Here is a 21190-nt window from a genome sequence, read left to right on the forward strand (position 1 = left end):
GGATGATGAGCGAACACGTCGAGTACGAGGCCCGAACGGTCCGGCCCTATGCCGTGACCGGGGGTCGCGTGCGTTCGGCACGCTCCGACCTGCCTCTCGAGGCTCTGGTCGAGGTCATGCCGGGCGCCGTTGCCCGCACGGGGCTGACGCCCGAGAAGCGCGCGATCATCCAGCACGCGTCGGCCGGGTACATCTCGGTCGCCGAGCTGTCGGCGCTCCTCCACCTTCCGCTCGGTGTGGTCCGGATCCTCGTGTCCGATCTCACCGATGCCAACTCTGTGCGCGTGCACACCTCACAGCCGGTCGAGGTCAACACCGGTGAAAGCCCCGCCCTGTCCCTGAGCGTGCTGGAGAGTGTTCTCAATGGCATTTCCGCCCTCTGACGCCGCCGTCGCCGCTCCGGCGGGGACCGCGGGCGCAGTTGCCCCCACAGTCGTCAAGATCGTCGTCGCCGGCGGGTTCGCCGTCGGCAAGACGACCTTCATCGGCTCGATCTCCGACATCGAGCCGCTCAACACCGAGGCCGCCATGACCGAGCACTCCGTGGGCGTCGACGACGCCGGCGGTGTGACGGACCGCAAGACGACCACGACGGTCGCGATGGACTTCGGTCGCATCGCGCTGCCGGGGTCGCTCTGGCTGTACCTGTTCGGTACCCCGGGCCAGGACCGCTTCCTCTTCATGTGGGACGACCTGGTCCGTGGGGCGATCGGCGCCGTCGTGCTCGTCGACACCGACCGCCTGGACCAGTGCTTCCCGGCCGTCGACTACTTCGAGTCGCGCGGCATCCCGTTCGTCGTCGGCGTCAACTGCTTCGACGGCATCGCCAAGCACCAGCTCGACGACGTCCGCGAGGCCCTCGCGATCCCCGCCCACGTGCCGGTGCTCTACACCGACGCGCGGTCGCGGGCAGCGACGAAGCAGGCCCTCATCGCGCTCGTGCAGCTCGCCATGGAGCGTCTGCGCCAGCGGTGAGCACAGCACCTGCGAACGGCCGGACCCCTGCCGGGGCCGGCCGTTCGCGCGTCCTGAGCACGGTGCCGGCGCAGCGGCGTGCGCTCGACGCGAGCGTCCTGGTGGCGCGGGACCCGACCGCGGACGTGTACCTCGACGGGTCGGCGCTGAGCCGGTACCTGCCGCGGGCGCCGGAGGCGCAGGCGTGGTCGGCGTGGGTGGCCGAGCACGAGCCCGCCGTGGTGGTGTCGCAGGTGTCGGTGCTCGAGGCGCGGGTCACGGCGGGGTTCCTGGGTGTCGAGGCGTCCCTGGTGGTGCTCGACGTGCTGACGCGCCTCCCACGCATGCGGCTGTCCGACCAGGTGCTGCGGCGGGCGGTGCTGCTGCCGACGGACCTCGGCCCGTTCGCCGCGCTGCACGTGGGGGCGGCGCTCGCGCACGTCGACGTGCGCTCGATCGCCACGTACGAGGCAACGACCGCGCGGGCCGCGGCGGCCGCCGGGCTCGACGTGGTCAGCCCTGGCCGTCCGGCCGGCTGGTGGTGCTGACACCGTCGGCTGTGGCCTGCGCGTGCGGCCCGGGCGTGCGACGTGCGACGCGGGCGGCGCGGCGGTCCGCACCGCTGCCACGCTGGGTCGCATGGAGCAGCGCACCGGTGACCCGCACGAGCCGCGGTGGCACCTCCGCGCCCCGCAGGGCTGGCTGAACGACCCCAACGGCATCGGCCGGTGGGACGGGCGCTGGCACGTGATGTACCAGTGGAACCCCGACGACACGGTGTGGGGCTCGATCCGCTGGGGGCACGCGAGCTCGGTGGACCTGCTGCGCTGGGAGCACGAGCCGGTCGCGCTGGCACCCCGGCCGGGCGCACCGGACGGCGGCGGCGCGTGGAGCGGGGTGGCCGTGCCGGACGGCGGCGACGTGGCCCTCGTCTACAGCGCGGTGCGCGACGCGTCCGACACGGGCACGGCGGGCGTCGCGGTCGCCCGGCGCGGCGCCGACGGCGGCTGGGAGCAGCCCGACCGGCTCGCGGCCCCGCACCCGGACCTGCCCGGGGTCGTCGACGTGCGCGACCCGTTCCTGCTCACCGTCGGCGGGCGTCGCGTGGCCGTCCAGGGCGCCGGGACGCCCGCGGGCGGTGCGGTCGTGGTCCACGACGCCGACGACCTGGACGACTGGCGGCTGCTGGGCACGTTGCTGCAGGCGCGGGACGTCCCCGCGGGCCTGGCGGCGCCCGGCCACGTGTGGGAGTGCCCGCAGCTGGTGCAGGTCGCCGACCGGTGGGTGCTGCTCGTGTCGTGGTTCGAGCGTGGCGACGGCCCGGAGCGGCTCGGTGTGACGGCGTACACGGGTCACCTCGACGTCACGGGCGCCGCGCCGCGGTTCGTCCCCGAGGTGGCGACCGCGTTCGACCACGGCCCGGACCTGTACGCGCCGCAGGCGTACGTCTGCGACGACGGCCGGGTGCTGCTGTGGGGGTGGTCCTGGGAGTCCCGCGACGGCACCCGCCCGGCGGACGAGGTCGCCGCCGCGGGGTGGGCGGGCCTGCTGACGTGCCCGCGGGAGCTGGTGCTGGCGGCGGACGGGCGGGCGGTGATGCGCCCGGCGGCCGAGCTGGTCGGGCTGCGCGGCGCACCGCTGGACGTCGAGCGCGGCCTGCTGGTGACGGACGCGCCCGCGTGGCGCGTCGCCGCGTCCGGTGGGCTGGCGGTGTCGCTGGTCGACGACGCCGGCGCGGTCGTGGACGTGTGGTCGACGGACGGCCCCGCGGAGCTGCTGGTCGACGGGTCGCTGCTGGAGGCGTTCGAGCCGGACCGCGGCAGCACGACGCGTCGGGTGTACCGGCGTCCGGGTCAGCGCTGGCGGGTGGGGGTGGCCGGGGACGCCGCGGCGCACGTGCTGCGGGTGCCGCCGGCCTGAGCCCGGTGCGAAGGGTCGTGGGCGTCGCGGCGGCCGTCGTCCGCCGGTGCGTTCGCGGACGCCCGGGCGCCTTCCGGCCCGGCGCGCCCTCGCGTACGGTCGGTCGTGCGACCGGCCCCACCACGTCCTGCCGGGAGGCGCGATGACCATGCTCGTCACCGGTGGTACCGGCAACCTCGGCGGCCACGTGCTGCCGCTGCTGCACGCGGCCGGGGTGCGTCCGCGGGTCCTCAGCCGACGTGCCCGGACGGACACCCCGCAGGCCGCGTACGTCGTGGGGGACACGGTCACGGGCGACGGCCTCGACGCCGCGACGGCCGGCGTCACGACCGTGCTCCACATGGCCGGCGGCCGCGGCGACGACCGGGCGGCGGCGCAGGTGGCCGCCGCGGCGCGACGGGCCGGTGTCGAGCACCTCGTCCTCGTGTCGGTCACGGGCGCCGACCGGCTGCCCGTCGGCTACTACCGCGCCAAGGCCGCCGCCGAGCGCGCCGTCCAGCGGTCGGGCGTCCCGTCCACCGTGGTGCGCCCGGCCCAGTTCCACGACTTCGTGCTCCGCACGCTGGGGCGGTTCGCGGCCTGGCCCGTCGTGCCCGCGCCCCGGGCCATGTGGGCGGAGCCGGTCGAGGTCGCGGCCGTGGCACGCCGGCTCGTCGAGGTCGCGCTCGGGCCTCCGCAGGGCCGCGTCCCGGACGTCGTCGGGCCGCAGGTGCTCTCCGCCGAGCAGCTCCTGCGCACCCTGCTGCGGGCCCGCGGGCGGGACGTGCGGGTCGTCCGCGTCCCGGTGCCCGGGCCTGTGGGGCGGGCGTGCCGGGAGCGCGTGAACCTCGCCGGTCCCGACGCCCTGCGCACCGGCGGGACGTGGGAGGAGTTCGTCGCCGGGGTGTGAGGGGACGGCGCGATCGTTCCCGGGCACGCCCGTGTGGGAGACTCCCCGCGTCGGCTCACGCCGACGCCGGGAGGGCTGGCTGAGCGGCCGAAAGCGACGGTCTTGAAAACCGTTGGTGCGGTGACCCCGTGCTCAAGGGTTCGAATCCCTTGCCCTCCGCACGCGGGCCCCGTCACCGGACCTGGCGTCCGGTGACCGGGGGCTCGTCGCTGAACGCGGGAGCCCGGTGGACGACCCGTCCCGCGCGCACGACGAGGTCGACGTCGGCCAGGTCGCCCGCCGCCAGGTCGGGGACGGTGTGCGCCAGCACCGTGAGGTCACCGCGCGCACCGGGCCGCACCGCGCCTGCGTCCGAGCGGCTGAGGAACGCGGCCGGCTCGGCGGTCAGCGAGCGCAGCACGTCGGCCGTCGTCATGCCGCAGGCCGCCATCGCCTCGAGCTCCGGGCGGACGTCCCGGTCGGTGAGGTAGCCGACGTCCGTGCCGAACAGGACGCGGCCCCCCGCGGCGAGGAAGACCCGCAGCCCGTCGCGGACCGGCTCCATGAAGCTGTCGTCCGGGCTGACCATGGCGGCGAACATGTGCAGGGTGGGGATCAGCCGGATGCCCCGGTCCGCGGCCTCCCGCAGCAGGTCGGCGGTGCCACCGGCCACCGACGGGACGTGCGCGAGTGCGTCGACGCCCGCACGGACCGCCACGGCGGTGCCCGCCCGGTCGGTCGGGTGGGCCAGGACGAGCAGGCCCCGGCGGTGGGACTCCTCGACGGCAGCGCGAGCGACGTCCGCGTCCATCGCCAGGACCCGGTCCCGCTCGACGAGCGACCCGGTGAACAGCTTGGTCAGGACGACGCCACGGCGGTGCCGCACGGCGACGGCGCGACGTGCGGCCGCGGCGCTCGCGGGTGTCGGGATCCAGCGGCGCGCGTACCAGGGCATCGCCTCCCGGACGTAGAAGGGCAGCCCGCGCCGCGGCATGAGCGTGGCCCCGGTGACGAGGATCTCCGGTCCGCGCAGCTCGCCGGACGCGATGCGCTGGACGACGGGCAGCGTGTGCCGGGGGTCCGAACCGAGGTCGAGCGCGGTCGTGACCCCGCGGCTCAGCAGCATGTCGTCGATCTCGGCCTGCAGCGCGGCGGCCGGTGCGGTGCGGGCCCGGGCCCACACCCGCTCGCTCAGGTGGATGTGGCTGTTGGTGAACCCGGCGGTCACGACCCGGCCACCCACGTCGACGCGGGGGAGGTCGGCGTCGGGCGGGACGTCGCCGCCGACCTGCTGCACGACCCCGTCGCGCACCAGCAGGACACCCGGCTCCCCGACAGGAGCGTCGGGTGCCGACCACACGCGCGCCCCCGTCAGCAGGAGGTCGCGGGGGGCGGGCTCGCTCGAGGCCGGCGGCATGGGCGCGACCGTAGCGACCGCCCGCTGCGCCGTCCAGGGCGTGCCGACCGGGCCGGGCCGGTCACGGGGCGTGCTGCGCGGCGCGGCGTTCACCCGGACGCCACTCGTCCACCGGGTCCGGGGCCTACGCTGCCGCCATGGGTCACCCCGCCGCCGAGGCTCCCGTCGACGCCGCCGTCGAGCCCGCCCCCGCCCGCCGTCAGATCGCCGCCTGGGCGGCCTGGGACTGGGGGTCGGCGGCGTTCAACGCGGTCGTCACCACGTTCGTCTTCACGACGTGGCTGACGAGCAACGCGTTCGCCGAGCCGGGTGAGGACCTGGTCGCCGTCACCGCGCGGCACAGCCAGTGGCTCGGCTGGGGCCTCGCGGCGGCGGGCATCCTCGTCGCCCTCACCGCACCCGCGCTCGGCACGCTGGCGGACGCCGGCGGACGCCGCCGCCCCATGCTCGCGGTGACGTCCGGGATCGTGGGCCTGTGCATCCTGGCGCTGTGGTTCGTGCAGCCCGTCGAGGGCGGCATGGCTGACGCGGTCCGGCTCGGCGTGATCCTCCTGGGCGTCGGCACCATCGCGTTCGAGATCGGGTCCGTCGCCTACAACGCGCTGCTGCTGCAGATCAGCGGGCCGCGGACCATCGGGCGTGTCAGCGGCATCGGGTGGGGCGCCGGGTACGTCGGCGGGATCGTGCTGCTCGTGATCCTGTTCGTCGGGTTCATCGACCCGGAGGTCGGGTGGTTCGGCGTCACCTCGGAGGGCGGGCTCGACATCCGGGTCTCCATGCTCCTCGCGGGCGTGTGGTTCCTCGTCTTCGCGGTGCCCGTGCTCGTGATGGTCCCGGACCGTCGCCGCCCGGGCGCGCCCGCGCGCGTGAGCGTCGCCGGGGCCTACGTCGCGGTCGGGCGGCACATCGCCGAGCTGTGGCGCGGGCGTCGCTCGACCCTGCGGTTCCTCATCGCGTCCGCGGTGTTCCGGGACGGCCTCACGGGCGTCTTCACGTTCGGTGGCGTGCTCGCGGCCGGGTCGTTCGGGTTCTCCGCCAGCGACGTCATCATGTTCGGCATCGCCGCCAACGTCGTCGCGGGCGCGTCGACCATCGGCGCCGGCTGGCTCGACGACCGGTACGGCCCCCGGCGGCTGGTCACGTCCGCGCTCGTGGTGCTCGTGATCGCCGGCACCGCCGTGTTCCTGCTGCACGACGCGGGCACGCGGGCGTTCTGGGTCGGGGGACTGGTGCTCTCGGCGTGCGTGGGGCCCGCGCAGTCCGCGTCGCGCGGCCTGCTGGCACGCCTCGCGGAGCCCGGGCGCGAGACCGAGCTGTTCGGCCTGTACGCGACGACGGGCCGCGCGGCCACGTTCCTGGCACCCGCCGCGTTCTCGATCGCGATCGGCGTCGGCGGGGAGCAGTACTGGGGGATCCTCGGGATCGTCGCCGTCCTGGCCCTCGGGCTCGTGCTGTTCGTCCCCGTGCGGTACCCGCGCGGCCTGGGCGTCGACGGACGGCGGGACGTGACGCCGGACGGCGCGTGACCACAGCGGACCCCGGCTGGCTGCCGGACCGGTTGCTGCCGGGCTACGAGGCCCGGACGCTGCCGGGCCGGCGGCCCGCGCCACCGGGTCCGCAGGCGCGTGCGGTCGCGGCCGGGGGCGTCGCGCCCGTGCTGACGCTCGTCCGGCCCGGACGCGCGCCGGACGCGCCCCGCGGCGTCGTGGTGCACCTGCACGGCTACAACGACTACTTCTTCGCCACCCACCTGGCCGACGCGCTCGCCGACGCGGGCTGGGCGTTCCTCGCGGTGGACGCCCGCCGCGCGGGCCGCTCGTGGCGGGAGGGGGAGGTGCCGCACTACCAGGGTGACCTGCGTGAGCAGGCGTCCGACCTGGGGCGGGCGGTCGCCGCCGCGCGCGCCGCCTGGCCGGGGTTGCCGGTGGTCGTGCACGCGCACTCGACCGGCGGTCTCGTCGCGGCGCTGTGGGCGCACGCCCACCGGGCGCGCGGCGGTGCGGACGCGGTGGTGCTCAACAGCCCGTTCCTGTCCGTCGTGCGCTCGTGGGTGCGCCCGCTGCAGGACGGTGCCCTGCGGCCGCTGGCCCGCCGGGCGCCGCTGCGGGTGGTCGCGCACAGGCCGTCGCGGTACGCGGCGCGGCTGGCCGAGCGGTGGGACGTCGACGCGACGCTCAAGCGGCCGCAGGGTGTGGCCGTGCGGGCGGGCTGGCTGGCGGCGCTCCGCGCCGGGCAGCTGCGCGTGGCCCGCGGGCTCGCCGTGGGCGTGCCCGTGCTGGTCGCCCGGTCCGCGCGCTCGGCCGTCGAGCACGGTGCCGGTGCCGTCGCCGACGGGCCGGCACTGGACGACGCCGACACCGTGCTGGACGTCGCGACCATCGCCGCGCTGGCCCCGCGGCTGGGGACGGACGTGCGCGAGGTCGTCGTCGACGGGGGCGTGCACGACCTGGCGCTGTCGCTGGACGGGCCGCGCGCGGCGTACCTGGGCGCGGTGGTGGAGTTCCTCGACACGCTCGTGCGCTGACGGGACGCACGCACGGGAGGGCCGGGCCCCTCGGCGGTGGAGGTGGCCCGGCCCCGTGCCGCGCTGCGCGGTCAGAAGGCGGCGATGACCTCGCCGGCCGGCCAGCGCTCCTCGATGAAGGCGCGGACCTCGTCGGAGTGCAGCAGCTCGTCGAGGGTGACGAGCGCCGGGTCGTCGAGGTCCTCGGAGCGGACCACGACGACGTTCGCGTACGGGTTGTCCTCGCCCGACTCCAGCAGGATCGCGTCCGAGGCGGGGTTCAGGCCGGCCTCGAGCGCGTAGTTGCCGTTGATGATCGCGATGTCCACGTCCGGCAGGGCGACCACGAGCTGCTCGGGCGCCGTCTCGACGAACTCCAGGTCCTTCGGGTTCTCGGCGATGTCGAGCAGCGTGGGGTCGCCGTCGGTCTCGTCGAGGGTGATGAGCCCGGCGTCCACGAGCAGGTCGAGCGCCCGGCCCTGGTTGCCCGGGTCGTTCGTGATGCCGACGACGCCGCCGTCGGCCAGGTCCTCGAGGTCCTCGATCTTCTCGGAGTAGATGCCGTACGGCTCGATGTGCACGCCGTCGTAGTGGTCGAACTCGAAGCCGTTCTCCGCGATCTGCGCGTCGAGGTAGGGCAGGTGCTGGAAGAAGTTGGCGTCGATCTCGCCCTCGTCGAGCGCCGTGTTGGGCAGCACGTAGTCGGTGAACTCCTGGATCTCCAGGTCGATGCCGGCGTCCTGCGCGAGCTCGTCCTGCACGAACTGCAGGATCTCGGCGTGCGGCACGGGGCTGGCGCCGATCGTGACCGTGGTGAGTCCGCCCTCCTGCGTGGCCCCGCCCTCGGTGTCGTCACCGGCGGAGCAGCCCGTCATCACCAGGGCCGCGGCGGACAGGACGGCGGCGGCGCGGACGGTTCTCTTCATCTCAGGTGTTCCTCTCGGTGTGCCCCCGGGTGCGGGGCGGGTCTGCGGGCCGCGGGTCGTGCGGCGGGCCGGTGGCGTGGCGGGCGCGCTCACCGGTGGTCGAGGCGGCGCGCGACGGCGTCGCCGACCACCTGGACGACCGTGACCAGGACGATGATCACGACGACGGATGTGTAGAGGACGACGGGGTCGAAGCGCTGGAAGCCGTACGTGATGGCGAGGAAGCCCAGGCCGCCGCCCCCGATCGCGCCGACCATCGCGGAGAAGCCGATGAGCGCGATGACGGTGACGGTGAACCCCGAGACGATGGCGGGCAGCGCCTCGCGCACCAGCACGGACCGCAGGATCTTGGGCGTCGTGGAGCCCATGACCCGCGCGGCCTCGACCTTGCCCGGTGCGACGTCCCGCACGGCCGTCTCGACGAGGCGGGCGAAGAACGGGATGGTGCCGATGCTCAGCGGCACGACCGCGGCCTCCCAGCCGAGCGACGTCCCGACGATCGCGCGGGTCACCGGGATCACGGCGACGGCGAGGATGATGAACGGCAGCGAGCGCAGCACGTTGACGACGAAGCCGAGGACCACCGACAGCGGGCGGTGGGGCAGCAGACCGTCGGGCGCGAGGGAGCGCAGCAGCAGGCCGAGCGGCAGCCCGACGACCACCGTGATCAGCGCCGACAGGCCCACCATCTGCAGCGTCTCGAGCGTCGCCTCGGGCAGCTTCTCGGTGATGACGCGGTTGGTCGTCAACTCGGTCCACAGGTCGCCCATCACGCCACCTCCTGCCCGGCGTCGCCCGCGGGTGCCGCGAGGGGGTCGAGCCCGGCGGCGCGCAGCCGCGCCACGACCTCGTCGGTCCGCTCCTGCGGCGTGTCGACGAGGAGGCGGCCCACGCGCAGCGCACCCAGCGGCTCGACGGTCGCGGACAGCACCTCCACGTCGTCGCCCAGGCCCGCGACGGCGCCGAACGCGGTGGCGGTGCTGACGGCGTCGGTCGCGAAGACGGCCTCGACCAGCCGGCGTCGACGGCCGGGCGGGACGTCGGGAACCGGGACCAGGGCGCGGGACAGCGGTGAGCCGACCTGCGTCACGACCTGCGCGAGGGCGCCGGACTGCACGATGCGCCCGTGCTCGAGCAGCGTGACCGCGTCGCACGTCTCGCGCACGACCGACGGCTCGTGGGTGATGACGACGACCGTGATGCCCAGCCGGTCGCGCAGGTCGCGCACCAGGCCGAGGATCTGCCGCGTGGTCTCGCCGTCGAGCGCGGACGTCGGCTCGTCGCACAGCAGCACGGCCGGCTCGGTGGCCAGCGCGCGGGCGATGCCGACGCGCTGCTTCTGCCCGCCGGACAGCTGTGCCGGGTAGGCGGACGCGCGGTGGCCCAGGTCGACGAGGTCGAGCAGCTCGGCCACGCGTGCGGCGCGCTGCGCCCGCCGCACGCCCGCGACCTCGAGCGGGTACGCCACGTTGTCCGCGATGGTGCGCGAGTCGAGCAGGTTGACGTGCTGGAACACCATCCCGGTCTTGCGGCGGGCGGTGCGCAGCCGGTTCTCCGGCAGGTCGGAGATGGTGACGCCGTCGACGGTGACGGTGCCGGCGGTCGGTCGCTCGAGACCGGTCAGGCACCGGATGAGCGTGGACTTGCCGGCGCCCGACCGTCCGACGATGCCGTGCACCGTGCCGCGCTCGACGGTCAGGTCGATGCCGTCGAGCGCGACGACGTCACCGCCGGGTGACGGGTAGACCTTGCGGAGGCCGGACAGCTCGATCACGGGAGGTCCTCGGGGGTCGCGCCGCGCCGACGGACGTGGCCGGTCGGCGGCGGGTGGGGGTGACCCGCGGCGCGCGCGTCGGCGGCGGGACGGGTCAGGGGAGCGCGCGGGGCGCGCAGGGGGCCGCGGTCAGCGACACATTCGGCCACGACACGTGCCGGCGGCGACGGCGAGGGCCGTGCGCGGGGCGGGCGTGTCGTGGGGGGCCATGGTCGTCATGGAAGCACGCGGCCCGCGCGCGGCCAAGTTGTCTCACGGATCGAGACGACGCGGAGGCGGGCGCACGACGGGTCGGTGACGTGTTCCTGCAGGCCAGAGCCGTGCACCGGGCCGTTCGTCATACGCCGGTAGTCACCGTCTCGGATCGTGGACCACCTCAGGCGGTGAGGCGCTCCCGCATCGCCGCGACCTCGGTGTCCGTGAGCCCGAGCCCGTCGCGCAGGTACCCCCCGAACGACCCGAAGTGCTCGGCGACCGCACCGAACGCCGCGTCCAGGTAGTCCTCGCGCACCTCCAGCAGCGGGACCAGCAGCTCCGGGTCGCCCCCGACGTCCGCGAACCCCTGCAGCAGCGGTGCGTACATCGCCCGCACCGCCGGGTTCACGGCCAGGTACTCCTCGCGTGCGACGGCCTCGTCGGCGCCCACCGCCAGCAGGAGCACGGTCGTCGCCCACCCCGTGCGGTCCTTGCCCGCGGTGCAGTGGTACAGCACCGGCGCGGCCCCGGGGTCGAGGAACCGGCGCAGCAACGTGGCGTACCCCGTGCGCCCGGACTCCCCGACGACCAGGTCGACGTACGTGCGCCGCATCTGGGCCGCGGGGTCCAGCGCCGCCAGGAACTGCGACGCCTCCTGCGGCCGGCGCAGCAGCTCGCCCAGGTCCGCCGCCGGGGCCTGCGTCGTGACCTGCAGGACGTCGGCGTGCACGCCCCGCGCACCCGGCGGCAGGACGTCGGGGGCGGCGGCCCGCTCGGCCGCGGTCCGCAGGTCCACGACCGTGCGCACCCCGAGGCGGGTGACGACCGGGTCGTCGGCGACGGCGGCGGAGCGCAGCTCCGCGGACCGCAGGACCAGGCCGCGGCGCACCCGCCCGCCGTCCGCGGTGGGACGTCCGCCGACGTCGCGCAGGTTGGCGACCGTGTCGGACGGGAGGCTGTGCGGGTCGGCGGCGGCCCGGTGGGTGGCGTCGGGCACGGGCTCGCCCGTCGGGGTCGTCGGCGGGTGCGGGGGCAGCGTCGCGTCGTCGTCCACCCCGCGACCCTCGCACACCGTCGGTGCCGCGCACACCCCCTGCCGCGCCCTCGTCCGCATGCCCGCACGGGTGGTCCCGGACGGAGCCGTCGTAGGGTGGCGGCCGTGCCGGAGGGTCATACCGTTCATCGGGTCGCGTGCCAGCTCGCCCTCGACCTCGTCGGGCGGCCGCTGGCCGTCAGCTCGCCCCAGGGGCGGTTCGCCGCGGGCGCCGCGCGCCTGGACGGCCGCACGATGACCGGGGCGACGGCGGTCGGCAAGCAGCTGTTCTGCACCTTCGACACCGCGGACGTGCTGCGCGTCCACCTGGGGCTCTACGGCGCGTGGGACCTGTACGGCGACGTCAGCCCGCTGGGCGAGGGCGAGCGGGTGCGCGGCAGCCTGGGGGCACCGCGCGTGCGGCCCGGGTCCGTCATGGACGCCCAGCCCTCGACGCGGCGCCTGCGCCTGGGGGAGGACGAGTCCGAGCACGCCGCCGCGGACGACGCGTGGCCGCCGCCCCCGCTGGGGCAGGTGCGGGTGCGCCTGGACTCCGGGTCGGTCGTCGCGGACCTGCGCGGCCCGTCGGCGTGCGAGGTGCTGACGGCCGACGAGGCGGCGGCCGTCCGCGCACGGCTGGGCCCGGACCCGCAGGACGTCGCGGACCTCGACGAGGCGGGCGAGGTCGTCGTCGAGCGGGTGACGCGCCGTCAGGTGGCCGTGGGGCAGCTGCTGATGGACCAGGCCGTGGTGGCCGGGATCGGCAACATCTACCGGGCCGAGCTGCTGTTCCGTGCCCGGGTGGACCCCTGGACGCCCGGGCGGCGGGTCCCGGCCGAGGTGGTCCGCGGGATCTGGCGGGACTGGGCCGTGCTGCTGGCCGACGGCATCCGGGACGGCGTCATGCTGACCCGCGAGGACCTCGACGACGCGGGGCGTCTGGCCGCCCGCCACGACCCGACGCTGCGGCACTGGGTGTACGGCCGCGGCGGCCTGCCGTGCCGGGTGTGCGGCACCCCTGTCGTCGTCGAGGAGATGGCGACCCGCAAGCTCTACCGGTGCCCCGTCTGCCAGGTCTGAGCTCTCCGCGCGGCCCTCGGGCTCAGGCGCCCGGCGCCCCCTCGGGCGGCGGCGTCCGCTCGCCCACCGGCACCGGCGCGGCGAGCGTGTTGGCGCGCGTGGCCAGCGGGCACGCCCACGACGGGTCGTACGCGCAGGACGGGTTGTAGGCGAAGTTGAGGTCGACGACCAGCCGGCCCACCCGGTCGCACCCCAGGTCCGCCCCCTTGATGGTGTCGAGCACGTACCGGCCGCCGCCGAACGTGCCGTGCCCGGCCAGCGCGTCGCGCACGGGCAGGAACAGCCCGCCGCCGTACCCGCGCAGCGACCACAGCGTGAGGCGTCCGAGGTCGCCCAGCACCACCGTCCCGACGCGGTCGAACCCCACGACGCCGTCGGTGCCGGTCGCCACGTCGAGACGCTGCGGACCGGCCGGCTCGACGCTGACCTCGAACCGGTACCGCGGGTCGTACGGGGCGACGTCGAGGCCCGCGAAGTCGGCGCGGGCGTCGGGGCTCAGCGGGGACGCGGGGTGGAACGCGAACAGCTCGTCGCGCTGCTGGACCCAGACGGCGTGCGCGGCGGCCGGGTCCTCCACGGCCAGCGCCCGCACCTCCGCGTACGTCTGGGACGTGCGCCGTCGCCAGTCCGTGACGTCCAGGGCGGCGCTGAGCGGGGTGACGGCGTGCACGTCCCCACCGTCCCAAGTCCGGCGGGCTCGCGCACGTCGAACGCGGTGGACCCGCCCTCAGCGCGTGCGCCCCACGCGCCGGACCTCGCGCAGCGCGAGCAGGCCGGCGAGGGCAGCCGGTGCGAGCGCGGCGGGTCGCCCCCGCACGGCGGCGACCAGGCACACGAGCACGAGCACCACGCAGCCGGTGACCAGCAGCAGCGAGGGCCACGGCAGGGCCTGCGGCCTGCGGTCGGACGTCCACCAGCGCACGGTGCGACGCTACCCCGCCGGGCCCGGGTGCGGTCCGCGCTCCGCGGCGGCACCCACCGGGGTCCGCGTGCCAGGGTGGCGGGATGGACCTGCGCATCTTCACCGAGCCCCAGCAGGGGGCCACGTACGACGACGTCCTGGCGGTCGCCCGCGCCACCGAGGACCTGGGCTTCGACGCCTTCTTCCGCTCCGACCACTACCTGGCGATGGGTGACGGCGACGGCCTGCCCGGTCCCACCGACGCGTGGACGACCCTCGCCGGCCTCGCCCGCGAGACGAGTCGCATCCGGCTCGGGACGCTCGTGTCGTCCGCGACCTTCCGGTACCCCGGGGTGCTGGCGATCCAGGTCGCGCAGGTCGACCAGATGTCCGGCGGGCGCGTGGAGCTGGGCCTCGGCGCCGGGTGGTTCGCCGAGGAGCACGCCGCGTACGGCATCCCCTTCCCCGCCAAGCGGTTCGGCCTGCTCACCGAGCAGCTCGAGGTCGTCACGGGCCTGTGGGGCACGCCGGTGGGCGAGACCTTCTCCTTCGACGGTGAGCACTACACGCTCACGGACTCCCCGGCACTGCCCAAGCCGGTGCAGCGCTCGCCGCTGGACCCGTCGCGTGCGGGCGTCCCGGTGATCGTCGGCGGCGGCGGCCCGACCCGCACGCCGCGCCTGGCCGCGCGGTTCGGCGCCGAGTACAACCAGTCGTTCCCGGAGATCGCGTCGGTGCCCGGGCGTATCGCCCACATCCGGCAGGCGTGCGTCGAGGTGGGCCGCGACCCGCAGACGCTGGTGCAGTCGGTCGCGCTCGTGCTGTGCGTGGGCCGGGACGAGGCCCAGCTGGCGCGTCGCGCCGAGGCGATCGGGCGTGAGGTGCCCGAGCTGCGGGAGCACGGCGTCGCGGGCACCCCGGACGAGGCCGTCGAGCGGCTGACGTGGCTCGCCGAGCAGGGCGTGGAGCGCGTGTACCTGCAGGTCCTGGACCTGGCCGACCTGGAGCACCTGCAGCTGGTGGCCGAGGCCGTCGCACCGCACGTGCCGCAGGCCTGAGGCACCGCCGGCCCGCGCTGCCCGAGGCGCCGCGGCTCGCTGCGGGGCCGCCCGGAATGTCCGGATGGTGGGACGGGTCCGTCGGGACCCAAATGTTCACAGGACGGACATATCCGGGCGTCCGCGCAGGTGAGAGCGATCCCACGCCGCCATGAAGCGTTTCAACACCCCTCGATCGGCGTAGCCGCGCCGCCGACGGATGTGACTCCCGGGACGCAACGCTCCTACGGTCGAGCACATCCACGGGGACGAAACCCCCGATCGGGAACGTTCCGGTCGGCGTCACCGTGAACCGGACGCCAACGAGGCCGTCGCGACCGTGACGTCGGCCCCGATCCCGGGGACGTCGTCGCACCTCACGACGACACCCAGGGGGCGCACGTGGCCACGACCTTCGACCGACTGATCCTCGACCCGCGGCGGACGGACGACACCCGGGCCCGGCCGCACACGCGGCGTGCCCCCGAGAACGAGGCCGCGCAGAGCCCCTCGCTCATGCTGCTGGTCCTGCTGGCCGCGGCCGGCATCCTCGTCTACGCCGTCTTCCTGCTGAACCCCGGCAACCGGGGCGACTGGCTGCCGTACGCGCTGGTCATGGCCGCCGAGTCGATCCTCATCCTGCACGGGCTGCTGGCGATGTGGACCGTCCTGTCGTCGGGCTGGAACCCGCGCGGCTTCGCCTTCCACCACGCCCAGGAGCGGCTCTACGACCTCGCGGAGATCCTGCGCGAGGGCGCGGAGGACGAGCCGTGGCGCTGGCAGATGTACCTCGAGGACCGCCCGCTCGCCGTCGACGTGTTCATCACGACGTACGGCGAGGACCTGGGCACCATCCGCCGCACCGTGTCGGCCGCCGTGCGGATGCAGGGCAAGCACGCCACCTGGGTGCTGGACGACGGCCGGTCGGACGACGTCCGCGACCTGGCCGCCGAGCTCGGCGCCCGGTACGTCCGCCGCCTCTCGAGCGGTGGCGCCAAGGCCGGCAACATCAACCACGCCCTGTCCCTCACGCACGGCGACTTCTTCGTGGTCCTGGACGCGGACTTCGTGCCCAAGCCCGAGTTCCTGCACGAGACCGTGCCGTTCTTCGCCGGGTCGGACGTCGCCTTCGTCCAGACGCCGCAGACGTACGGCAACTTCGACACCGTCATCAGCCGCGGCGCGGGGTACATGCAGGCGGTCTTCTACCGGTACGTCCAGCCGGGCCGTAACCGGTTCAACGCCGCCTTCTGCGTCGGTACCAACGTCATCTACCGGCGCGCGGCCGTCGACTCGATCGGCGGCATCTACACCGACTCGAAGTCCGAGGACGTGTGGACCTCGCTGATGATGCACGAGCAGGGCTGGCGCACGGTCTACATCCCGACGACGCTCGCCGTCGGCGACACCCCCGAGACCGTCGAGGCGTACACCAAGCAGCAGCTGCGCTGGGCCACCGGCGGGTTCGAGATCATGCTCACCCACAACCCGCTGTCACCGAAGCGCAACCTCACGATGGACCAGCGCATCGCGTACTTCGTGACGGCCACGCACTACCTCACGGGCATCGCGCCGCTTCTCCTGCTGCTGGTGCCGCCGCTCGAGATCTACTTCGACCTGTCGCCGATGAACCTCACGCTGACGCCGGCGATGTGGGCGATGTACTACGCGGGCTTCTACGTCATGCAGATCCTGCTCGCGTTCTACACGCTCGGGTCGTTCCGGTGGGAGGTCCTGCTGCTGGCGTCCGTGTCGTTCCCCATCTACGTGCGCGCCCTGGTGAACGCCGTGCTGCGCCGTGAGCAGGCGTGGCACGTCACGGGGCGCAAGGGGGCCTACCGCTCACCCTTCGCGTTCATGCTCCCGCAGGTCCTGGTGTTCCAGTTCCTGCTCGTGACGACCCTCGTGGCGCTGTGGAAGACCCACACGTCGGGCGTCTTCACCCTGGCTCTGGCGTGGAACGCCACCAACACCGTCATCCTCGGCGGCTTCATCGTCACCGCCTGGCGCGAGGGCCGACGTGCCCGTGCCGAGGCACGCACGCAGCGGCGTGCCGACATGGTCGCCGCCCGCCGGGCCGCCACGCAGGTGGCCGAGGCCGTCCCGCTCGAGCTCGAACCCGCCGCGGCTCCCGCCGCCGTCCCGTCCACCCCCCGCAGCCGCCGCGCGCCCGCCGTGCCGCCCGCTGCCCCAGCGGCCACCGAGCCGCGCACCGACTTCCCGCCCCGCTGACCGAGAGGTGATCCCATGACCTGGGCCAGCCGCATCCGCCTGCTCGCGGGCACGATCCTCGTGCTCGTCGTCGCCGCCCTGGCGACGTACCACCTCAACGAGACCCGGGGCCGCGCCACCAGCGCCTCGGCACAGATCCTCGCCGAGTCCTACGCCGTCGGCACGCCGTACGCCGGGCTGGTCGCCGACCAGCTCGCCGACGTCGGCGACGACGTCGTCGAGGGCCAGCCGCTCTTCGTCATCGACTCCGCCGCCCTCACCTACGACCTGGCGCACGGCTTCGTCTCGGACCCCCCCGAGTTCACGCAGGTCGACGAGCAGGGCCGCCTGGTCGTGCTCGCGAGCGGTGACGGCCGCCTCACGCAGGTCACCGGGCAGCGCGGCACGTTCGTGCCGTCGGCCTCGGCGCTCGCGACCGTGCAGCGCGCCGACACCCTCTACGTGCAGGGGGAGTACACGCTGACGGCCAAGGAGTACTCCCGGCTGCCCGACGGTGCGGACGTCACCATCACCCTGCCCAACGAGACCGCGCTGCAGGGCACGGTCGAGCGCGTCGAGGTCACCACCGTCGCGGGCGAGGCCCAGGCGGTCGTGCGCATGACCTCCGAGGCGCTCAAGGACGGGTCCGACAACGGCCTGGTGTCCGCCGGCACCCCGGTGGTCGCGCAGATCGAGCTGACCAACGAGGGCATGGTGACCACCGTCGCCGGCAAGGTCCGCACCTACGTCGAAGGGCTGCTGCGATGACGGCCTCCCGCTCCGTGCTGCCCGCCACCGGGAGAGGTCGCTGGATGCTCGTCATCGGAGCGCTCGTCGCTGCCCTCCTGGTCGCCGCGCTGCTCGTCGCACGGCCGTGGTCCGGGGGAGGGGCCGCACCCGCGGCCGGCGCCCCCGGCGACGGCGGTGCGCCCGACGCCCCCGTCACGGGGCCACCGGACGCCGCGCCGCCGGAGGTCGACACCGCCGCCCTGACGGGCGCGCTCGTGCAGGCCGCCGACGCGAAGATCGATCCCGTGCGGCTCGCCGACGGGCTCGCACCGCCGTCGAACCGCTGGTACTCGGGGCTGGTGTTCGGTGAGGAGCCGCAGCCGGTGTTCCCGCTGCCGCTGTCCTTCGGTCTCACCGCCGGCGGGTTCACCGTCGGGCTGCCCGACCCGGTGACCAGCGCCCGCGCCGTCGTCGGGCCGCACGTGCCGGCGGTCACCGTCGACGTGGGGGCCGCGTCCTCCCAGGTCGTCGCGGCGGACCCCGTCGCGGTGACCACCCGCCTGCTCGACGCCGGCGGCGAGGCGCTCGGTGACGTCACCGTCGCCGCGGGCTCACCGTTCGTGTCGTTCACCGCGGCGGCGGACGTCGAGGTCGTCGTGGGTGACGGGTTCGACGCCCTCACCGACGGCGTCGCCACCGCCGAGGTCGGCGGCACCACCTGGGGCCTGGCGGCCTCGGCCGGGTCGCTCGCCGACGGCACGCTCGTGCTCCCGGCGGGCGCGACGGCCGCCTGGTACGCGCTGCCCGACGACGCGTCCGACGACGCCGCCGAGGTGCTCGCCGCCGCCGCCGTCGACCCCGTGGTGGGTGTGGACGTGACCTACGGCGTCGGCGACGACGTGGCGCGCACGACGCTCACCTACCGCACCGCGGGGTCGACGCCCACCGCGTACGTGCTCATGCGGCACCACACCACCGGCAGCCAGCCGGACCGCGAGGGGTGCGGCCTGGGGACCTACCGCAGCGTGCACGGCACCCTGGAGCTGTGCGCGGGCTCGACGCTCACCTCGTACGCCCCGACGCTGCGCCCCACCGGTGCGCTCGACCTCGACGGGATCCCGGCGGAGCGCCGCGACGCGGTGCTCGCGCAGCTCGAGAAGGACGTCGCCGGGACGCAGCCGTTCGCCTCCGACACGTACTTCGGCGGCAAGCACCTGTACCGCGCCGCGACCCTCGTGGTGCTGGGCGAGCAGCTCGGCGCCGACGACCTGGTGGCCGACCTGCGCACCCGGGTGTCGGACGCGCTGCGGGAGTGGTCCGAGCCCGCCGGCTGCGACGAGCGCCCCGCCCGGTGCTTCGTCTACGACGAGGCCGCCCGGTCCGTGATCGGTCGGACCCCGTCCTTCGGGTCCGAGGAGCTCAACGACCACCACTTCCACTACGGGTACCTGCTGTCGGCCGCGGGCCTGCTGGGTGCCGACGACCCCGACCTGGTCGAGGACGTGGCTCCCGTCATGGACGCGCTCGCGGTCGACATCGCCGCCGCGCAGCCGTCCGACGAGCTGCCGCAGCTGCGCACGTTCGACCCCTACGCGGGCCACGCGTGGGCGTCGGGCACGTCGCCGTTCGCCGACGGCAACAACCAGGAGTCCGCGTCGGAGGCCGTCAACGCGTGGAACGGTGTCGGGCTGTGGGCGCAGGCGTCCGGCCAGGACGACCTGCTGACCCAGGCGACGTGGCTCGCGTCCACCGAGGCCGCGTCGGCCCGCGACTACTGGACCGACCCCGACCTCGACGACCCCGTCATGGACGGCTTCGAGCACCGGGTCGTCGCGCTCAACTGGGGCGGCAAGCGTGACTGGGCCACGTGGTTCAGCGCCGAGCCCAGCGCGATGCTGGGGATCCTGCTCATCCCGATGGGCCCGGTGTCCGACTACCTGGCCGTCGACGTCGACCCGGAGACCATCCGGGCGGCGGTCGAGGAGGCGTCGCCCGACGGCCCGGACGTCATGTTCGGCGACTACCTGCTGATGTACCGGGCGCTGGCCGGCCCGGAGGACGCCGCGGCCGCCTGGCAGGACGCGATCGACCTGCCGGACACGTCGATCGACGACGGCAGCTCACGCGCGTACCTGCTCGCCTGGCTCGCCGCCCACGGCGCCTGACGGGTCCGGTGCGACCTCGGTGGCCGGACCCGCTCCGGCCACCGAGGGCGCCCGCGGGACGCGTGCGAGGTGCACCAGCGTGACGACGAGCAGCACGACGAGGGCGACGTTGCGCCCCACCAGCACCATCGTGCTCAGCGGCTGCCCACCCATCACGAGCGGGTAGTACCACGGGTAGACCCACTGGGTCGCACCCGCGACGACCGCCACGGCCACAGCCGTGGGGCGCCACCGCGGCAGCCCGAGCGCCAGGGCCACCGCCACCGGCGGCGCCAGCCAGGAGATGAACTGCGGGCTGCCCACCTTGTTGGCGACGATGAGCACGAGCGTCAGCGCGAACGTGCCACGCACCACGAGGTCGGCGCGCACGGCGTCGTCGGACCACAGGCGCTGCCCCTCGCGCCGGCGACGCCACCACAGCAGCGCCGTCGTCAGCAGCACCGCGATCGGCAGGACCGCACCGAGCGTGTCGGCCGCGGCCTGCGTACCCGGCCCGTAGACCTCGACCGAGATGATGTCGGGGTTGAACTCGCGGCGGATCGTCGGCGTCCACAGCCCGGCCACGAGCCAGCCGGTCGCGGCCACGGACTCCACCTGCAGCCCGCGCTCGCCCTGCGTGCGCACGAACGACAGCACCTCGTCCCCGCCGCCCAGCGCGACGACCGTGCCGACCACCACGGCGCACACCAGCACCGCCGGCTCGACGACGTCCCGCCACGGCCGGCGGGCCGCCAGCAGCAACGGGATGATCGCAGCGCCCGGCGAGACCTTGATCCAGGCGGCGGCGGTGACCAGCACGGCGGACGTGCGCGGGTGCGTCAGCGCCACCAGCAGCGCGATCACCGACATCGGGGCGACCACCGCGTCGAGCCGCCCCATGGCGACCGGGCCGAGCAGCAGCAGGAACGCGATCCACCAGGACGCCGCGAGGCGGCCCGCGCGCCGCCGCAGCAGCAGCGCGACCGCCACGGCGTCGAGGACGGTCACCAGCGCGCACCACCCGAGCGTGTACGCCAGGGTCGACGTGGTGCTCACCACCGCGGGGACCAGCATCGGCAGCACCGCCCCCGCGGGGTACACCCACGCCCCGTCCAGCACCGGCCACTGCCCGGAGTCCAGGCCCGTCTGCACCCACCAGCGGTACAGCTCGACGTCGGTGTACGCCCCCGCCATCGGCCCGGCACCCAGGTGGGCGCCCCACACGTGCACGGCCACGAAGAACAGCCACACCAGCGCGTCCCGCACCAGGCGGGGTGCGCGGGGCGCCGCGGACGGTGCCGGTGCGGCCGGGTCGGCGGCGGCCGGGTCGGCGCCGACCGCGGGAGGCTGTGCGGCGGCGGGCGCGTCGGAGCCCGGGGCTGTCGTCACGGAGGTTCTCCCGGGTCGGTGAGCGCTGCTGGACCACGGTACGGGAGGTCCGCCCGCAGCACGAGACCGTAATGTTTCGGACAACGCCGGTGCGCGGACCGGCGTCTCA

General features: G+C 75.1%; 20 protein-coding genes and 1 tRNA gene. 13 read left to right on the top strand and 8 right to left on the bottom strand.

Annotation, left to right across the window (positions count from 1 at the left end; genetic code table 11):
- Window positions 1-5 precede the first annotated feature (5 nt).
- The 6 genes from J1G43_RS03650 to J1G43_RS03675 all read left to right on the top strand — a co-directional run bounded on the left by J1G43_RS03650 (window position 6) and on the right by J1G43_RS03675 (window position 3922).
- Window positions 6-383, top strand: a complete 378-nt coding sequence (locus J1G43_RS03650; protein ID WP_207339546.1) for a DUF742 domain-containing protein — start codon at window positions 6-8, stop codon at window positions 381-383.
- Window positions 364-975 (top strand): ATP/GTP-binding protein, encoded by a 612-nt coding sequence (locus J1G43_RS03655; protein ID WP_089797938.1) that lies wholly within the window; start codon window positions 364-366, stop codon window positions 973-975. Before J1G43_RS03650 ends, J1G43_RS03655 begins: the two co-directional genes overlap by 20 nt.
- Window positions 972-1502, top strand: coding sequence for a hypothetical protein (locus J1G43_RS03660; protein WP_307859462.1), 531 nt, complete (start codon window positions 972-974; stop codon window positions 1500-1502). Before J1G43_RS03655 ends, J1G43_RS03660 begins: the two co-directional genes overlap by 4 nt.
- A 91-nt stretch (window positions 1503-1593) precedes the next feature.
- On the top strand, window positions 1594-2874 hold the full coding sequence (locus J1G43_RS03665; RefSeq protein ID WP_207377983.1) for a glycoside hydrolase family 32 protein: 1281 nt from the start codon (window positions 1594-1596) through the stop codon (window positions 2872-2874).
- Window positions 2875-3016: 142 nt separating this feature from the next.
- Window positions 3017-3763 carry an SDR family oxidoreductase gene (locus J1G43_RS03670; protein WP_207339544.1) on the top strand — a complete coding sequence of 249 codons (747 nt, stop codon included), beginning with the start codon at window positions 3017-3019 and terminating at the stop codon, window positions 3761-3763.
- 69 nt (window positions 3764-3832) lie between these two features.
- Window positions 3833-3922 (top strand) — tRNA-Ser (locus tag J1G43_RS03675).
- Window positions 3923-3935: 13 nt separating this feature from the next.
- On the opposite strand, the gene J1G43_RS03680 is transcribed toward J1G43_RS03675, so the two are convergent.
- Window positions 3936-5159 (bottom strand): amidohydrolase family protein, encoded by a 1224-nt coding sequence (locus J1G43_RS03680; protein WP_207377984.1) that lies wholly within the window; start codon window positions 5157-5159, stop codon window positions 3936-3938.
- A gap of 137 nt (window positions 5160-5296) precedes the next feature.
- On the opposite strand from J1G43_RS03680, the gene J1G43_RS03685 reads away from it, so the two are divergent.
- Together J1G43_RS03685 and J1G43_RS03690 are read left to right on the top strand one after the other, a co-directional pair.
- A complete protein-coding gene (locus tag J1G43_RS03685; protein WP_207370009.1) occupies window positions 5297-6685 on the top strand; it encodes an MFS transporter in 1389 nt (462 codons plus the stop codon).
- Window positions 6682-7683, top strand: a complete 1002-nt coding sequence (locus J1G43_RS03690; RefSeq protein WP_207377985.1) for an alpha/beta fold hydrolase — start codon at window positions 6682-6684, stop codon at window positions 7681-7683. The genes J1G43_RS03685 and J1G43_RS03690 overlap by 4 nt, the downstream gene beginning before the upstream one ends.
- 71 nt (window positions 7684-7754) lie before the next feature.
- Here the strand turns inward: J1G43_RS03690 and J1G43_RS03695 are convergent, their stop codons facing one another.
- The 4 genes from J1G43_RS03695 to J1G43_RS03710 form a co-directional block, all read right to left on the bottom strand.
- Window positions 7755-8588 carry a MetQ/NlpA family ABC transporter substrate-binding protein gene (locus J1G43_RS03695; RefSeq protein ID WP_207370011.1) on the bottom strand — a complete coding sequence of 278 codons (834 nt, stop codon included), beginning with the start codon at window positions 8586-8588 and terminating at the stop codon, window positions 7755-7757.
- 89 nt (window positions 8589-8677) lie between these two features.
- Entirely contained in the window at window positions 8678-9358 is a 681-nt protein-coding gene (locus J1G43_RS03700) for a methionine ABC transporter permease (RefSeq protein ID WP_207339540.1), read from the bottom strand.
- Window positions 9358-10362 carry a methionine ABC transporter ATP-binding protein gene (locus J1G43_RS03705; RefSeq protein ID WP_207377986.1) on the bottom strand — a complete coding sequence of 335 codons (1005 nt, stop codon included), beginning with the start codon at window positions 10360-10362 and terminating at the stop codon, window positions 9358-9360. Before J1G43_RS03705 ends, J1G43_RS03700 begins: the two co-directional genes overlap by 1 nt.
- A gap of 376 nt (window positions 10363-10738) precedes the next feature.
- Window positions 10739-11611, bottom strand: a complete 873-nt coding sequence (locus J1G43_RS03710) for a tyrosine-protein phosphatase (protein ID WP_307859463.1) — start codon at window positions 11609-11611, stop codon at window positions 10739-10741.
- A gap of 105 nt (window positions 11612-11716) precedes the next feature.
- Here J1G43_RS03710 and J1G43_RS03715 point away from each other — a divergent pair, with 105 nt between their 5' ends.
- Window positions 11717-12670, top strand: a complete 954-nt coding sequence (locus J1G43_RS03715; RefSeq protein WP_207377987.1) for an Fpg/Nei family DNA glycosylase — start codon at window positions 11717-11719, stop codon at window positions 12668-12670.
- A gap of 22 nt (window positions 12671-12692) precedes the next feature.
- Here J1G43_RS03715 and J1G43_RS03720 read toward each other — a convergent pair whose 3' ends face one another.
- A complete protein-coding gene (locus J1G43_RS03720; protein ID WP_207339536.1) occupies window positions 12693-13340 on the bottom strand; it encodes a DUF1684 domain-containing protein in 648 nt (215 codons plus the stop codon).
- A 57-nt stretch (window positions 13341-13397) separates the two neighbouring features.
- Window positions 13398-13592: a hypothetical protein gene (locus tag J1G43_RS03725; protein ID WP_207339535.1), complete on the bottom strand. Its 195-nt coding sequence runs from the start codon at window positions 13590-13592 to the stop codon at window positions 13398-13400.
- Between the two features lie 83 nt (window positions 13593-13675).
- Here J1G43_RS03725 and J1G43_RS03730 point away from each other — a divergent pair, with 83 nt between their 5' ends.
- From J1G43_RS03730 to J1G43_RS03745, 4 genes are all read left to right on the top strand, one after another.
- A complete protein-coding gene (locus tag J1G43_RS03730) occupies window positions 13676-14629 on the top strand; it encodes an LLM class F420-dependent oxidoreductase (RefSeq protein ID WP_207377988.1) in 954 nt (317 codons plus the stop codon).
- 381 nt (window positions 14630-15010) lie between these two features.
- Window positions 15011-16840 (top strand): glycosyltransferase, encoded by a 1830-nt coding sequence (locus J1G43_RS03735; protein WP_207377989.1) that lies wholly within the window; start codon window positions 15011-15013, stop codon window positions 16838-16840.
- Between the two features lie 15 nt (window positions 16841-16855).
- Window positions 16856-17587: an HlyD family efflux transporter periplasmic adaptor subunit gene (locus J1G43_RS03740; RefSeq protein WP_207339532.1), complete on the top strand. Its 732-nt coding sequence runs from the start codon at window positions 16856-16858 to the stop codon at window positions 17585-17587.
- Between the two features lie 44 nt (window positions 17588-17631).
- Window positions 17632-19713, top strand: a complete 2082-nt coding sequence (locus J1G43_RS03745; protein ID WP_242635194.1) for a glycosyl hydrolase — start codon at window positions 17632-17634, stop codon at window positions 19711-19713.
- Here the strand turns inward: J1G43_RS03745 and J1G43_RS03750 are convergent.
- A complete protein-coding gene (locus J1G43_RS03750) occupies window positions 19669-21081 on the bottom strand; it encodes a glycosyltransferase 87 family protein (RefSeq protein WP_307859464.1) in 1413 nt (470 codons plus the stop codon). The two genes, J1G43_RS03745 and J1G43_RS03750, sit on opposite strands and share 45 nt — an antisense overlap.
- Between the last annotated feature and the right edge of the window lie 109 nt (window positions 21082-21190).

This window comes from Cellulomonas sp. zg-ZUI22, from assembly GCF_017353535.1.
GTDB lineage: Bacteria > Actinomycetota > Actinomycetes > Actinomycetales > Cellulomonadaceae > Cellulomonas > Cellulomonas wangleii.

Excerpts from the sequence above, each read along its gene's own strand:
- J1G43_RS03745 (WP_242635194.1), top strand. The coding sequence starts at position 17,632 with ATGCTCGTCATCGGAGCGCTCGTCGCTGCCCTCCTGGTCGCCGCGCTG.
- J1G43_RS03700 (WP_207339540.1), bottom strand. The coding sequence starts at position 9,358 with ATGGGCGACCTGTGGACCGAGTTGACGACCAACCGCGTCATCACCGAG.
- J1G43_RS03650 (WP_207339546.1), top strand. The coding sequence starts at position 6 with ATGAGCGAACACGTCGAGTACGAGGCCCGAACGGTCCGGCCCTATGCC.
- J1G43_RS03685 (WP_207370009.1), top strand. The coding sequence starts at position 5,297 with ATGGGTCACCCCGCCGCCGAGGCTCCCGTCGACGCCGCCGTCGAGCCC.
- J1G43_RS03655 (WP_089797938.1), top strand. The coding sequence starts at position 364 with ATGGCATTTCCGCCCTCTGACGCCGCCGTCGCCGCTCCGGCGGGGACC.
- J1G43_RS03695 (WP_207370011.1), bottom strand. The coding sequence starts at position 8,588 with ATGAAGAGAACCGTCCGCGCCGCCGCCGTCCTGTCCGCCGCGGCCCTG.
- J1G43_RS03740 (WP_207339532.1), top strand. The coding sequence starts at position 16,856 with ATGACCTGGGCCAGCCGCATCCGCCTGCTCGCGGGCACGATCCTCGTG.
- J1G43_RS03665 (WP_207377983.1), top strand. The coding sequence starts at position 1,594 with ATGGAGCAGCGCACCGGTGACCCGCACGAGCCGCGGTGGCACCTCCGC.
- J1G43_RS03680 (WP_207377984.1), bottom strand. The coding sequence starts at position 5,159 with ATGCCGCCGGCCTCGAGCGAGCCCGCCCCCCGCGACCTCCTGCTGACG.
- J1G43_RS03730 (WP_207377988.1), top strand. The coding sequence starts at position 13,676 with ATGGACCTGCGCATCTTCACCGAGCCCCAGCAGGGGGCCACGTACGAC.
- J1G43_RS03670 (WP_207339544.1), top strand. The coding sequence starts at position 3,017 with ATGACCATGCTCGTCACCGGTGGTACCGGCAACCTCGGCGGCCACGTG.